Below are 12,968 nucleotides of genomic sequence, written 5' to 3'. Positions count from 1 at the left end.
GAGCGACGCTTTTGAAAACGCATGGAACCAACTCGGCTATTCCCGTCGCGGCTCGCCAGGCGGGGAACGTCCGATTACTGCCAGTCTAGCTGCCCATGCGGATCAGGCAGGCACAATATGGCAAGCGGCGTGGATTCGCCGCGCGCGGCTCAGCCCAGGCGTACCTTCAAGGCCTGGCAGAAAGCAGCCCAGGCGTCGCGCATCGCCGGCAAACGGGCGTGCGCATGCAGCGCGCCGTGGACCATGCCCGCCGCACAGAAGTAGTCGATTTCGGCGCCGCTGGCGCGCCAGTCGGCGATCGCCGCCTCGAAGGGCCGTGTCAACGGATCGCGCTCGACCGCCAGGGCGACGATCTGCGGCGCCGGCGCCCGCGCTTCGCACAGTTTGGAAACGCTGCGGGCGACCTGCCGCCAACTGGCAAGGACATCCTCGCGAGTGAGTAGCGGTGCATCCGCTCCCAGGGTCTCCAGGCTGGGCGTGCCTACCGGTGGGTAGACAAGTCCCAGCGGCGGCTGCCAGTCGAGCCGCCGGGCCAGGTCCAGACCCAGCCTGGCCCCGGCGCTGTCGCCGATGAGCGCGACCGGACGGGCCAGTTCGGCGACCGCGTGACAGTCGTCGATGGCCTGGCTGTAGTCGGCCTCGGGGGCTAACCGATAGTCGACGCTGATCACCTCGCGCTGGAGGCGCACCGCGAGATCCGCGGCAATGCCATGATGGCTCTTCGCCGAGCCCAGGCTCCAGCCGCCACCGTGGATGTAGAGAATGCATTCATTGCCACGGGCATCGGTCGCGGTGCCGTCATTGATCCCCGACGGGCGCAGACGGCGCACCCGAACGCCGTCGAGCTCGCTATCCACGACGCTCAGCGAGTCGGGATCCGGCGGGGCGAAGCTTTTGCACAGCGCTTCATAGCGGCGCCGCGCGGTGAGCGTGTCTTCGGCGGCGGTCACCGCCTGCATGCCGCGCTCGAAACGCCGAATGAAATCGTCCACGCCGATGTCGGCGGTGTTGTCCGCGTCGCTGGCTGACATGCTGCCTCCTGCTCGTCTCGCTCAAGTGGACGCCTCCCGCCGGGGGATGGCGATGCGCCGGCCGGCCAGCGCCGGCCAAGCGCCGCTCACGCAGTGCGGCAAGGCGGCGATGTGCGCCGTCACCGGTTCGGGAAACGGTCCCGGCCGGCCGCTGTCGGTGGCGATGCCCATCAGCATCTGCTCGCTGGTCGCCAGGCATTCGCCCGCCTCGTCGCGCATGCTGAAGAATGCATGCAGGCGCTTGGCGTCACGGTCGAGCAATATCACCTCGACCGTCAATGGCTGATCGCGGTGCGCCTCGCGCCGATAGCTCAGATGGATCTCCAACGTATACAGAGTATAGGCGTGGCGCGCGCGCCCGGCGGCGTCGAGGTCGATCGCCGCCATCAGCGCATCCACCGCCTGCGAGAACACCAGCGCGTAGGCGGCATCGTTCATGTGGCCGTTATAGTCGACCCAGCCGGCCGCCACCGTGGTGGCCAGGATGCGCTGAGCGACAGGACCTGGATTCGCTTCGCTCATGACCGTCTCCGTCATATATGACCCTTGAGCCCCTCGGCCTCGGGCCAGTACTCCTCGACCAGCGCCAGCAGGCGCACCAGGAATTCGTCGCGGCGCGCCTCCAGTTCGGCGACCGAGCGGCCGGCGGCCTGCTGCTCGCAGCCGGCCGCCACCTTGGCGATCAACTCGTCGGTGAGTTCCGGCGCCTCGAGCTTGGTCCACGGCAGTTTCAGCGCTGGACCGAACTGCGCGAGCATGTGGCGCATGCCGCCATCGCCGCCGGCCAGATGGAAGGTCAGGAAGGTGCCCATCAGCGACCAGCGCAGCCCGCAACCGTAGACCACCGCGGCATCGATCTCCTCGGTGGTGGCCACGCCGTCGTTGACCAGGTGCAGCGCCTCGCGCCACAGCGCTTCCATCAGCCGGTCGGCGATATGCCCCTCGATCTCGCGGCGCACCACCAGCGGGCGCATCGCCAGCTGCTGATACAGTGCCCGGGCGCGCTCGGTCTGGCCGTGGGTGGTGGCCTCGCCGCCCACCAGCTCGACCAGCGGCAGCAGGTAGACCGGGTTGAACGGATGGGCGACGATTACCCGGCCGGGAGCCTTCGCGCAATCCTGTTGAAGATCGCTGGGCTTGAAGCCCGAGGTCGACGAGCCGATCAGCGTCTGCGGATCGGCGGCGGCATCGAGCTTGGCGAGAATCTGGCGCTTGAGCTCGAGCCGCTCGGGGACGTTCTCCTGAACCAGATCGGCGTCGGCCACGGCGGTCTCGAGGCTATCGACGAAGGTCAGTCGCCCCGGATCGGCGCCCTCGGCCAGGCCCAGGCGCTCGAGCGACGGCCAGGCCTGCTTCACCGCGCTGCGGGTGCGGGCCTCGGCGCCGGGCGCCGGATCGCAGGCGACCACGTCCCAGCCGCGGCCCAGCGCGCGGGCGATCCAACCGTTGCCGATCACCCCGGTACCGATCACGGCGAGTCGCTTCGTCGGGGGTTGCTGGCTCATGCGTCACCTCCGGCAGTCTGGCCGGTGTGCGGCTCGCGCAGCGCCAGGTGGGCGCGGGTCTCGGCAGGAGTCATCACCCGCGCGCCGAGATTTTCGATGAGTCCGGCGGCCTTCTCGACCAGCTCGCCATTGCGCGCCAGCACGCCCTTTTTCAGATACAGATTGTCTTCCAGGCCGACCCGCGCATGACCGCCGAGCAGGGCCGCCTGGGCGACCATCGGCATCTGCGCGCGGCCGATGCCGAAGGCCGCCCAGATGGCGTTCGCCGGCAGCTTGTTGCGCATCGCCAGCATGGTCTCGGTGTCGGCCTCGGCGCCCCAGGGAATGCCCAGGCACAGCTGGTAGAGCGGGTCGCCGTCGATCAGCCCCTCCTGCTGCAGCTGGCGGGCGAACCACACATGGCCCAGGTCGAAGCACTCGAGTTCCGGCTTGACCCCCGCGGCCTGCACCAGCCGGGCGTGTTCGCGCAGCCAGTCGGCGCTGTTGATATAGACCGAGTCGCCGAAGTTGAGACTGCCGCAGTCCAGGGTGCACAGCTCGGGCAGCAGCTCGCCGACCGGCGCGTGACGCTCGGCCGGGGTCTGGATGTCGCTGCCCGGGCCGCCGCGATAAGGATCGTCGGTATCCGGCACCCAGTCGCCGCCGCCGCCGGCGGTGATGTTCATGACGATATCGGTGTCGGCTTCACGCACCCGCTCCATCACTTCGCGAAAGTGATCCTGCGAGTGGCTGATGCCGCCGGTCTCGGGATCGCGGACGTGAATATGCGCCACGCTGGCGCCGGCCTTGGCGGCCTCGATGCAGTTGTCGGCGATCTGCCTGGGGGTGACCGGCACGTTGGGGTTCCTGGCGGTGGTGTCGCCGGCCCCGGTGACCGCACAGGTAAGAATGATCCTGGATTGCATGACTATCCTCCACGTGACGTTGTGCACAGTGTCGTCGCTGAGCGCCGTCATCATTTGACGAAAAGCGACACACGCTGCGCATCACGCGCCGAAGCGGGCAGCGAGCATGGCCTCTTATCGCGAAGATCGCCACTTCCACGCCCCGGCCTTGAGAGTTTGTGGAGAGAAGAGTTTGTGGAGAGAAGAGTTTGTGGAGAGAAGAGTTTTGGTGAAAAGGTTAGTGCGATTGAGAGCTTTTGCAGCGGAGAGCTTCTGCAGCGAAAAGTCAGTCAGCGAAAGTCACACGCGCCGTGCCAGCCACCAGCCACCAGCCATGGCAACGAGCATCGCCGTCAGCGGTACGCTCAGATCGGCGATCGATGCTACCGCCGGCCCGGGGCAGTAGCCGGAAAGCCCCCAGCCAATCCCGAACAACGCCGCCCCGCCGAGCAACCGCGCGTCCAGGTCGCGCCGGGTAGGCAACGCGAAGCGTGAGCCCAGCCAGGGTGTGCCGCGCTTCCAGACCAGCCGATAGCCTATGAACGTCGTCACGACCGCGCCGCCGAACACGAAGATCAGCGTCGGATCCCAGTCGCCGGCAATATCGAGAAAGCCGATCACCCGCGCCGGGTCGGTCATGCCGCCGATCGCCAGCCCCAGTCCGAACAACAGTCCAGCCAGGTATCCCATCAGCGTCTTCATTGCGCCCCTTCGACGATATGCTGCATCACATACACCGTGGCCATTGCCATGGCCACGAATATCAGGGTTGCCACCAGCGAACGCAGCGACAGTCGCGCCATGCCGCATACCCCATGCCCACTGGTACAGCCGCTGCCAAGTCCGGTTCCCAGCCCCACCAGCAGGCCGGCGACGAGCATCGTCCCCACCCCGCCAACGGGTGCACCGATTACCTCCCCCGGCGAGTCGGCGACATTGCCCAGGCCGCCGCCGGTCAGCATCAGCAGCAGCGGACCGCTGATCAGGCCGAGCAGAAACGTCAGTCGCCAGGCGCTGTCGCCGTCGGGCCGCTCCCACAAAAGCCCCGAGAGAATCCCGCTGATACCGGCGATCCGGCCCAGCGCAGCCATCAGCCATACCGCCGAGAGGCCGATCAGCACCCCGCCGATCAGGCCCTGCAGGCTCGTCATCATGTCCAAGTCGCGTCCCTCCGTGCATCCTCTCAGAAATGGTTGATTCAGAAGTGGTTGATGGGCACCTTGAGATACACCTGCCCGTTGTCCCCGGCCGGCGGGAAGTGGCCGGCACACATATTGACCTGTACCGACGGCAGGATCAGCCGCGGCATGCCCAGGCTGGCGTCGCGATCGCGGCGCAGGGTGACGAATTCCTCCTCGCCCACACCGTCGTGCACGTGCACGTTATCGCGACGCTGCTCGGCCACCGTGGTCTGGTGTGCGTAACTGTCTCGCCCCGGCGCCTTGTAGTCGTGGCAGAGGAACAGCCGCGTCTCGCCGGGCAGCGCCAGCACCTTGTGGATCGAGCGGTACAGGGTGCGCGCATCGCCGCCGGGAAAGTCACAGCGCGCGGTGCCGTAATCGGGCATGAACAAAGTATCACCGACGAAGGCGGCATCGCCGATCACGTAGGTCAGACAGGCCGGCGTATGGCCGGGCGTGTGCAGCACCCGCCCCTGAAGATTGCCGATGGCGAAGGTATCGCCCTCCTCGAACAGCCGGTCGAACTGGCTGCCGTCGCGGGCGAATTCGCTCCCGGCATTGAAGGCCTTGCCAAAGACCTCCTGTACCTCGGTGATACGTGCACCGATGCCCGTCTTGCCGCCCAGCTTGTCGTGCAGGTAGGGCGCCGCGGAAAGATGGTCGGCGTGAACGTGAGTCTCGAGAATCCACTCCACCGCGAGGCCGTTGTCACGCACAAAGGCGATGATCTCGTCGGCGGAGCGCACATCGGTGCGACCCGCGGCGTAATCGAAGTCGAGCACCGAATCGAGGATTGCGCAGGCCCGGCTGTCGGGATCGCGAATCACATAGCTGAAAGTGTTGGTGGGCTCGTCGAAGAAGTGGCTGACAACGGGATTGCGCATGGATGATTCCTCGTTATGCGATTGAGCGGCAATCAGCATAGCGCAATTTATCGCTATATCATTATTCTTTTTTGATCTATATCACGATCGAGGCTATTCACCCTCATTATTGTCGAGCGCGAGCGCCCGCCACTATCTGCCGCGCGCCGTTCAGCCTGCCTCGTACTCGGCCTTGCGTCGCGAGAAGATCTCGACGAAGGATTCCATGACCTCGGCATCGTAGGGCTGTAGCCCGCTGACGACCAGTTTCTTGGCACCGGTGCCCAGCGGCTGGCCGCCGGCACGCATGCGAAAGGCCAGGCGTGCTTCGCCCCGCTTGCCCTGAATGTCGAAGCGGGCACCGTCGAAGGCCACCTCGAGCCCGTCGCCGGGCAGCGCATCGAGCTGAAAGCCCATGCTGTCGTAGATCACCAGTGGCCGCTGGGGATTGAACATGACCCCGTTGTCTTCCATGAGCGGCTTGAGGTAATGCGGGAAGTTACGTCCCGAGAAGGCGATATAGCGCCGCGTGAAGCGCTCGATAACCGCCGGGTCGTGGGTGGTCTCGCCGCTGCGCTCGACGTACAGGTATTGCTTGCCGGCATCGTCGACGACGCTCAGCCCGCCCTCGTCGTCCACGGCAAACCTGAGCGGTACGTTGTCGCCGACCATGCCGCGAAAATGGAAGGTCATGCGCTGAGCCAGGCCATGTTTTACCAGAGCCAGGGCAAACAGCAGATCGCCGGGCACACAGAAGCGCCGGGCGTCGGGGTCATGAATGGGATTGTGATCGCCAGCCATGCGCTTGGCGAAGCGGCTGGCCTGTTGCGCATCGATACGCAGCCAGCCGTCGGCTTCGGTGTAGAACTCGTCGAGAAACATGCCAGTCCTGGTACCTGGATAAACACTTGCATGAACGAAAGAACCGGCAAACGGCTAGCTGGCTAGTTGTTATAAAGCGCCGAGGCGGTGCCGGTAGCTGCGTTCTACCATCGAACGTGCGCGCTGACCAGCTCCAACCGCATCGCCACGAATCGGGTTGCGCGATCGTTGTCGTCGGTCAATCTGTGTCCAGTTCCGGATAGTGACGGAACACGCCGCTTTCATTGAATGGCAGGCGCCGCGACGATGCCAGATAGGCGGCGATGCTGGGCCGCTCGGCGACGCGCCGGGCCAGTTCGCTGACGCGCGCAAAGGCCTCTTCATGCCTGGCCATGGCGCGCGGGAAGGCATAGCGCAAGCCGCTCACCACCTGGAACAGCGACAGGTCGACGTAACTGTGAGCGACGCCGACCAGACACGCCTCGCTCTCGGGGTTGAGTTCGAGCACCTGCTCGAAGTAGCCGAGAAACTTGGGCAGGCGTTCGTCGAGGAAGAGCGCCGCGCGCTGCCTAGCCTCGGCCTGCTGATCCTCGTAATACAGGCTCGCGCCGAGCGGATGATGCACGTCGTGAATCTCGGCGACGAAATCGGTCAGCGTCAGTTGCAGGCCGTGCGCCCACAGCCGGCTCTGCTCATCGTCGGGAACCAGCGCAAGCCGCGGGCCGAGAAACTGCAGGATGTTCGCGACATGCGAAACGACGGTTTCGCCGGCCTTGAGGAACGGCGGTGCGAACGGCGGCCTGACGGTCGCCTGCCCCTCCAGATAGTAGGAGATCTCGGTAATCCCGGCGTCCGCCTGGTTGCCGACATCCTCGTAATCGGCGCCGGCGTCTTCCAGCGCCAGGCGCACGAATTCGCCGCGCCCCTGGATGGTTGGCCAGTAATAGAGTTCGTAACGCATCGACCTTTCTCCTTGCTGCCGCTTTCGACATCCTTCGCTGCTGGCTTTCAAGGTAGACGATTGAACGCGGCGATCCATCACGACCGCCGAACGGTTATCGACAAGCGTCGCGTCGGTGACGCGAGCGCTTGAGTCGGGCGGCGTTTAGCGCGGCGGTCGCAGCATGATCACCCCCAGCGGCGGCAGCGTCAGCGAGATACTGGCGGTCTGCCCGTGCAGCGGTGTATCGAGGGCCTGGATCTGTCCCATGTTGCCCAGGTTGGACCCGCCGTAGCGCTGCGCATCGCTGTTGAAGATCTCCTCCCAGTGGCCCATGGTCGGCACGCCGAGCCGATAGTCGTAACGCGGCACCGGCGTCATGTTGGCGACCACCAGCAGCGGCTCGCCGACCAGGTTCCAGCGCAGCCAGGCGAATACGCTGTGGGTGCTGTCGTCGCCGACCACCCAGGCAAAACCTTCCGGTTCCGTATCGCGCTGATGCAGCGGCGTTTCCTCCTGATAGAGCCGGTTGAGATCGCCGACCAGACGCTGGATGCCGGCATGCTGGGCCTCGCCGAGCAGCGACCAGTCGAGCTCGCGATCGTGGCTCCATTCGCGCCACTGGCCGAATTCGCAGCCCATGAACAGAAGCTTCTTGCCGGGCTGGGTCCACATGATCGACAGGTAGGCACGCAGGTTGGCGAAGCGCTGCCATTCGTCGCCGGGCATCTTGTTGATCAGCGAGCCCTTGCCGTGCACTACCTCGTCATGAGAGATCGGCAGCACGTACTTCTCGGAAAACGCATAGACCATCGGGAAGGTCAGCTCGTGATGGGCGTACGAGCGATACACCGGGTCCTTGGCGATGTACTCCAGAGTGTCGTGCATCCAGCCCATGTTCCACTTGTAGGCGAAGCCCAGGCCGCCATCGCGGGTCGGCTGGGTGACCCCCGGCCAGGCGGTGGACTCCTCGGCGATCACCACCGCACCGGGCACCTCCTCGGCGACCACGTCGTTCAAGTGGCGCAGGAAATCGATCGCCTCGAGATTCTCCTGGCCGCCGTACTGGTTGGGAATCCACTCGCCCTCGTTGCGCGAGTAGTTGCGATACAGCATCGAGGCCACGGCGTCGACGCGCAGCGCATCAACGTGGTAATGACGCAGCCAGTAGAGCGCCGAGGCCAGCATGAAGCCGTGCACCTCACGGCGCCCCAGGTTGTAGATGTAGGTGTTCCAGTCCTGGTGAAAGCCCTCGAACGGGTGCTCGTACTCGTAGAGCGCGGTGCCGTCGAAGCGCGCCAGGCCATGCGGATCGGTGGGAAAGTGCGCCGGCACCCAATCGAGGATCACGCCCAGGCCGGCGGCGTGGCAGGCATCGACGAAGTAGGCGAAGTCCTTGGGCTTGCCGAAGCGTCCGCTGGGCGCGAACTGACTCAATGGCTGGTAGCCCCAGGAACCGCCGAACGGGTGCTCCATGATCGGCAGCAGTTCGACATGCGTGAAGCCCATTTCGAGCACGTAGGGGATCAGGTGATCGGCCAGGTCGTGCCAGCTGTAGGTGACGCCGTCGTGTCCGCCGTGCTTGCGCCACGAGGCGGCATGCACTTCATAGGCGGAAACTGGCTGGCCGGGCGCCTGCTGCTCGCCACGCTGGGCGATCCACTCGGCGTCGTGCCAGACGAACGGCGTGGTGTCGGCGACCACCGAGGCCGTGTGCGGCGGCGTCTGGGTGGCCAGCGCCACCGGGTCGGCCTTGAGCGCGATGGCGCCATGCGCGTCGAGGATCTCGTACTTGTAGGGCTCGCCCGGCCCCAGACGGGGCAGGAACAACTCCCAGACCCCGGCGGGATGACGCAGGCGCATCACGTGCCGCCGGCCGTCCCAGGCATTGAAATTCCCCACCACCGAGACGCGCCGGGCATTCGGCGCCCAGACGGCAAAGCGTACGCCGGGCACGCCATCCACTTCCAGCGGCTGGGCGCCCAGGCAGTGGCCCAGGTTACGGTGATTGCCCTCGCCGATCAGGTACAGATCCGTCTCGCCGAGCAGCAGATCGAACGAATAGGGATCCTCGCTCTGCTGCTCGCCGCCCGGCCAGCGGATGTACAGCGTGTACGGCGCGACATGCGGCAACCGGCCCGCGAACAGCCCCGGAATCTGGATGCCGGTCAGACTGCAGCGTCGCTGGCCGGTGTCGCGATCGAGCACGTCCACCCCCAGCGCACCGGGCAGGTAGACCCGCAGCAGGCAGGATTCCGCGTCCTCCGCGCCGCAGGCGTGCACGCCAAGCAGCGCAAAGGGATTGCCGTGCGTGCCACGGGCCAGCGCTTCGGCGTCGTCGGGAGACAACCAGAGCACATCGTCCTTGACGGCGTTGACGTTGAGATCGGTCATGGTGCCCCTCTCATGGACAGTTGGTCGACGATGGCCGCCAGGCCGCGCAGCGGCACGCCCAGCCAGGCGGGACGGTTGGCGGCCTCGTAGGCGATCTCGTAGACCGTCTTTTCCAGCACGAACAGCTCGAGCGCGGCCTCGGCGCCTTGCCGAGAAGCCCAGCGATGGGCAACCTCGGCGCTGCTCTGCCAATAGGCCTCGAGAAAGGCGCGTCGGCTGGCCATCAGGTAGCGCTCGGCGACCCCGTGAGCCACCTCGATCGCGCTTTCGTCGTTCGGCTTGACGGCGGTGGCTTCGTCCATCTTGGCGCCGGCATAGTCGAACGAACGCAGCATGCCGGCGACATCGCGCAGCGGGCTGTCCTTGGCGCGCCGCTCCGCCAGCGTGCGGGCGGGCTCTCCCTCGAAGTCGATGAGGTAGGCATCGTCGTGCGCCACCAGCACCTGACCGAGATGCAGATCGCCATGAATGCGGGTCAGCAGACTGCCCCTGGCCTGTTGCGCCAGCGGCTCGACGGCGGCCAGCAGCGCATCGCGCTCGGCCAGCACCCGATCGGCCAAGGCCTGGTCGGCTTCACCGGCATTGCCCTTATACCGTGCGAGCAGCTCCAGCGCCGTCTCGATCTGCTCGCGGATACGCTGTGTCCAGGCCGACACATGCGTCTCATTGGCCTGCTCCGGGGTGAAGTCGGGATTCTCGCTCGCCATCGCCAGTACCCGGTGCAGCTCGCCCAGGCGCTGTCCCAGGGTCGTGGCGAACTCCTCGAGTTCGTCCAGCGCGCTGTAGCCGCCCTCCTCGCTGCTCGCTTCGCTCTCCTCGCCCACCTCGCGGATTGCCCGCTCGAGCGCGTTGCGCGTCCACGACCAGGCATCGCCCTGATTGGCGATAAAGCCCTGCAACAGCATCAGGGTCTGCGACTCGCCGTCGGCATTGCGACGCGCCACCTCGCCATACAAGGGCGGCACATGCTCGAAACCGTGCCCGCTCAGATAGCGGCCGATCTCGGCCTCGGGATGCAGCCCCGGCTCCAGGCGGCGGAACAGCTTGAGCACCACCTCGTGGCCGATGATCACCGAGCTGTTGGATTGCTCGACGTTGTTGTGGGCCACGTCGACGTCCTCGGGCAGGTCCAGCGCGTCAAGCGCCGGCGTGGGGATGAAGCGGATCTCGCCCTCACCGCAAGGCAGGCTCGCCCCGCTACGCAGCAAGTCGAGAATGCGCAGGGCGAAGGCGTCCAGCCCCAGCGCATCGGTCAGCAGGCCGACATCGCGCCCACGACGCACCCGCGCCAGGGCGAGCTGTTGGGCCATCGCACCACTGCGGTCGTCCTCGCCGAGAAAGCCCAGCGGCAGCAGGTAGCGATCGGTCCCCCGGGAATGCTGGACCTCGAGCTCGCTGAGCAGCAGGGTGTGCTGAGCATCCTCGATGCGCACCGCATACAGGATATTCACCCGGTCGATGCGTGACTGCTTGGCAGCAAACCAGCGCCGCTTGGGCAAGTACTTGAGCAGCGCCTCGTTCTCCAGCATGCCCCGCGATGGCGCGTCGAGGATTTCCTCGAGCTGGCGCTTGATGATCAAGGTGACGTAATCCGGCATCGCCTCGGGAGCCGGCACGTGCCACTCGGGCATCGCGGTCTCGGGGGCCAGCAGAAACCAGTAGAAGCCGTAGGGCGACACCGTCAGCAGGTAGGGCAACTTGCCGATCGGCGGGAAGGCGCTGCCGCCGACCATCTCCACCGGCACCTGACCGGCGAAGGCCGACAGGTCGAGCTCCACCGCCTGGGCGTTGCGCGCCACGTTGGCCACGCACAGCAACACCTCGGACTCGCCGTTGTCCAGCACCAGCTCGCGCAGATACGCCAGGATATGCCGATTGCTCGGATACAACGGGCGCATGGTGCCGCGGCTGAACACCCGATGCTGACTGCGTACCGCGAGCAGCCTTCGCATGCTGTTGAGCAGCGAATGCGGATCGCGGGTCTGGGCCTCGACGTTGACCGACTGGAAGCCGTACAGCGGATCCATGATCGCCGGCAGTACCAGCCTGGCCGGATCCGCCCGCGAGAAGCCGCCGTTGCGATCCATCGACCACTGCATCGGCGTGCGTACGCCATCCCGATCGCCCAGGTAGATGTTGTCGCCCATGCCGATCTCGTCGCCGTAATACAGCACCGGCGTGCCCGGCATCGACAGCAGCAGGCTGTTGAGCAGCTCGACGCGGCGCCGGTCACGCTCGAGCAGCGGCGCCAGGCGGCGGCGTATCCCCAAGTTGATGCGCGCGCGGCGGTCGGCGGCGTAATGATTCCAGAGATAGTCGCGCTCCTTGTCGGTGACCATCTCCAGGGTCAGCTCGTCGTGATTGCGCAGGAAGATCGCCCATTGGCAATTGGCGGGGATCTCCGGCGTCTGGCGCAGGATGTCGGTGATCGGGAAGCGATCCTCCTGGGCCAGCGCCATGTACATGCGCGGCATCAGCGGGAAGTGGAACGCCATGTGGCACTCGTCGCCCTCGCCGCTCTCGTTGCCGCCAAAGTAGGGCTGCGTGTCCTCCGGCCACTGGTTGGCCTCGGCCAGCAGCATGCGATCGGGGTAGCGCTCGTCGATCACCGCGCGGATCTTCTTGAGCACGACGTGCGTTTCGGGCAGGTTCTCGTTGTTGGTGCCCTCGCGCTCGACCAGGTAGGGAATCGCGTCCAGGCGCAACCCGTCGACGCCCATGTCCAGCCAGTACGCCATGACCTTGAGCACTTCGTCGAGCACCTGCGGGTTGTCGAAATTCAGATCCGGCTGGTGGGAATAGAAGCGGTGCCAGAAGTAGGCGCCCGCCACCGGGTCCCAGGTCCAGTTGGACGACTCGGTATCGAGAAAGATGATCCGCGTGTCGGGATACTTGGCATCGGTATCCGACCACACGTAGAAATCGCGTTCGGGCGAGCCCGGCGGCGCGCGGCGCGCACGCTGGAACCACTCGTGCTGATCCGAGGTATGGTTGATGACCAGTTCGGTGATCACCCGTAGGCCCCGCTCGTGCGCCTCCTTCATGAAGCGCTGGGCATCCTCGAGGGTGCCGTAATCGGGGCTGACGCCGGTGTACTCGGCAATGTCGTAGCCATCGTCACGACGCGGCGACGGGTAGAACGGCAATATCCAGAGGGTGTTCACACCCAGGCTGACGATGTAATCGAGCTTGTCGATCAGCCCTCGAAAGTCGCCGATGCCGTCATCGTTGGCGTCGAAGAACGACTTGACGTGGACCTGGTAGATGACGGCGTCCTTGTACCACAGCGGGTCCTTGAGAAAATCGATGGCCTCGACGGCGTGCGATTCGCTGCTGGCATCCATCATG

General features: G+C 65.8%; 11 protein-coding genes. All 11 read right to left on the bottom strand.

Translation table 11 applies throughout. The features are described from left to right. Positions 1-149 precede the first annotated feature (149 nt). Positions 150-1,031: an alpha/beta hydrolase fold domain-containing protein gene (locus tag HALZIN_RS0105960; RefSeq protein WP_231663320.1), complete on the bottom strand. Its 882-nt coding sequence runs from the start codon at positions 1,029-1,031 to the stop codon at positions 150-152. Positions 1,032-1,052: 21 nt separating this feature from the next. After that, positions 1,053-1,553, bottom strand: a complete 501-nt coding sequence (locus HALZIN_RS0105955; RefSeq protein ID WP_051907398.1) for a thioesterase family protein — start codon at positions 1,551-1,553, stop codon at positions 1,053-1,055. 11 nt (positions 1,554-1,564) lie between these two features. Next, positions 1,565-2,536, bottom strand: a complete 972-nt coding sequence (locus HALZIN_RS0105950) for an L-carnitine dehydrogenase (RefSeq protein WP_031383320.1) — start codon at positions 2,534-2,536, stop codon at positions 1,565-1,567. Continuing rightward, positions 2,533-3,441 (bottom strand): beta-keto acid cleavage family enzyme, encoded by a 909-nt coding sequence (locus HALZIN_RS0105945; protein WP_031383319.1) that lies wholly within the window; start codon positions 3,439-3,441, stop codon positions 2,533-2,535. Before HALZIN_RS0105945 ends, HALZIN_RS0105950 begins: the two co-directional genes overlap by 4 nt. Positions 3,442-3,720: 279 nt before the next feature. Further along, the gene (locus HALZIN_RS0105940; RefSeq protein ID WP_031383318.1) at positions 3,721-4,122 is read right to left on the bottom strand and encodes a DUF6691 family protein; all 402 of its coding nucleotides are present in this window, start codon (positions 4,120-4,122) and stop codon (positions 3,721-3,723) included. Then, on the bottom strand, positions 4,119-4,580 hold the full coding sequence (locus HALZIN_RS0105935) for a YeeE/YedE family protein (protein ID WP_422723633.1): 462 nt from the start codon (positions 4,578-4,580) through the stop codon (positions 4,119-4,121). Before HALZIN_RS0105935 ends, HALZIN_RS0105940 begins: the two co-directional genes overlap by 4 nt. 38 nt (positions 4,581-4,618) lie before the next feature. Next, entirely contained in the window at positions 4,619-5,485 is an 867-nt protein-coding gene (locus tag HALZIN_RS0105930) for an MBL fold metallo-hydrolase (protein WP_031383316.1), read from the bottom strand. Between the two features lie 150 nt (positions 5,486-5,635). Further along, positions 5,636-6,346, bottom strand: a complete 711-nt coding sequence (locus HALZIN_RS0105925) for a DUF3581 family protein (protein ID WP_031383315.1) — start codon at positions 6,344-6,346, stop codon at positions 5,636-5,638. Positions 6,347-6,524: 178 nt separating this feature from the next. Then, a complete protein-coding gene (locus tag HALZIN_RS0105920; RefSeq protein ID WP_031383314.1) occupies positions 6,525-7,247 on the bottom strand; it encodes a glutathione S-transferase in 723 nt (240 codons plus the stop codon). Between the two features lie 144 nt (positions 7,248-7,391). Next, on the bottom strand, positions 7,392-9,620 hold the full coding sequence (gene glgB, locus HALZIN_RS0105915) for a 1,4-alpha-glucan branching protein GlgB (RefSeq protein WP_031383313.1): 2,229 nt from the start codon (positions 9,618-9,620) through the stop codon (positions 7,392-7,394). Continuing rightward, complete coding sequence (treS, locus tag HALZIN_RS0105910) at positions 9,617-12,967, bottom strand: maltose alpha-D-glucosyltransferase (RefSeq protein ID WP_051907397.1); 3,351 nt, start codon at positions 12,965-12,967, stop codon at positions 9,617-9,619. The genes glgB and treS overlap by 4 nt, the downstream gene beginning before the upstream one ends. Between the last annotated feature and the right edge of the window lies 1 nt (position 12,968).

It is taken from the genome of Halomonas zincidurans B6 (assembly GCF_000731955.1).
In the GTDB taxonomy this organism is placed as follows: Bacteria; Pseudomonadota; Gammaproteobacteria; order Pseudomonadales; family Halomonadaceae; genus Modicisalibacter; species Modicisalibacter zincidurans.
This window is presented reverse-complemented; position numbering and strand designations above follow the sequence as displayed.

Coding starts and splice junctions, on each gene's coding strand:
- HALZIN_RS0105920 (WP_031383314.1), bottom strand. CDS start 7,247: ATGCGTTACGAACTCTATTACTGGCCAACCATCCAGGGGCGCGGCGAA.
- HALZIN_RS0105960 (WP_231663320.1), bottom strand. CDS start 1,031: ATGTCAGCCAGCGACGCGGACAACACCGCCGACATCGGCGTGGACGAT.
- HALZIN_RS0105925 (WP_031383315.1), bottom strand. CDS start 6,346: ATGTTTCTCGACGAGTTCTACACCGAAGCCGACGGCTGGCTGCGTATC.
- HALZIN_RS0105945 (WP_031383319.1), bottom strand. CDS start 3,441: ATGCAATCCAGGATCATTCTTACCTGTGCGGTCACCGGGGCCGGCGAC.
- treS (WP_051907397.1), bottom strand. CDS start 12,967: ATGATGGATGCCAGCAGCGAATCGCACGCCGTCGAGGCCATCGATTTT.
- HALZIN_RS0105930 (WP_031383316.1), bottom strand. CDS start 5,485: ATGCGCAATCCCGTTGTCAGCCACTTCTTCGACGAGCCCACCAACACT.
- HALZIN_RS0105940 (WP_031383318.1), bottom strand. CDS start 4,122: ATGAAGACGCTGATGGGATACCTGGCTGGACTGTTGTTCGGACTGGGG.
- HALZIN_RS0105955 (WP_051907398.1), bottom strand. CDS start 1,553: ATGAGCGAAGCGAATCCAGGTCCTGTCGCTCAGCGCATCCTGGCCACC.
- HALZIN_RS0105950 (WP_031383320.1), bottom strand. CDS start 2,536: ATGAGCCAGCAACCCCCGACGAAGCGACTCGCCGTGATCGGTACCGGG.
- glgB (WP_031383313.1), bottom strand. CDS start 9,620: ATGACCGATCTCAACGTCAACGCCGTCAAGGACGATGTGCTCTGGTTG.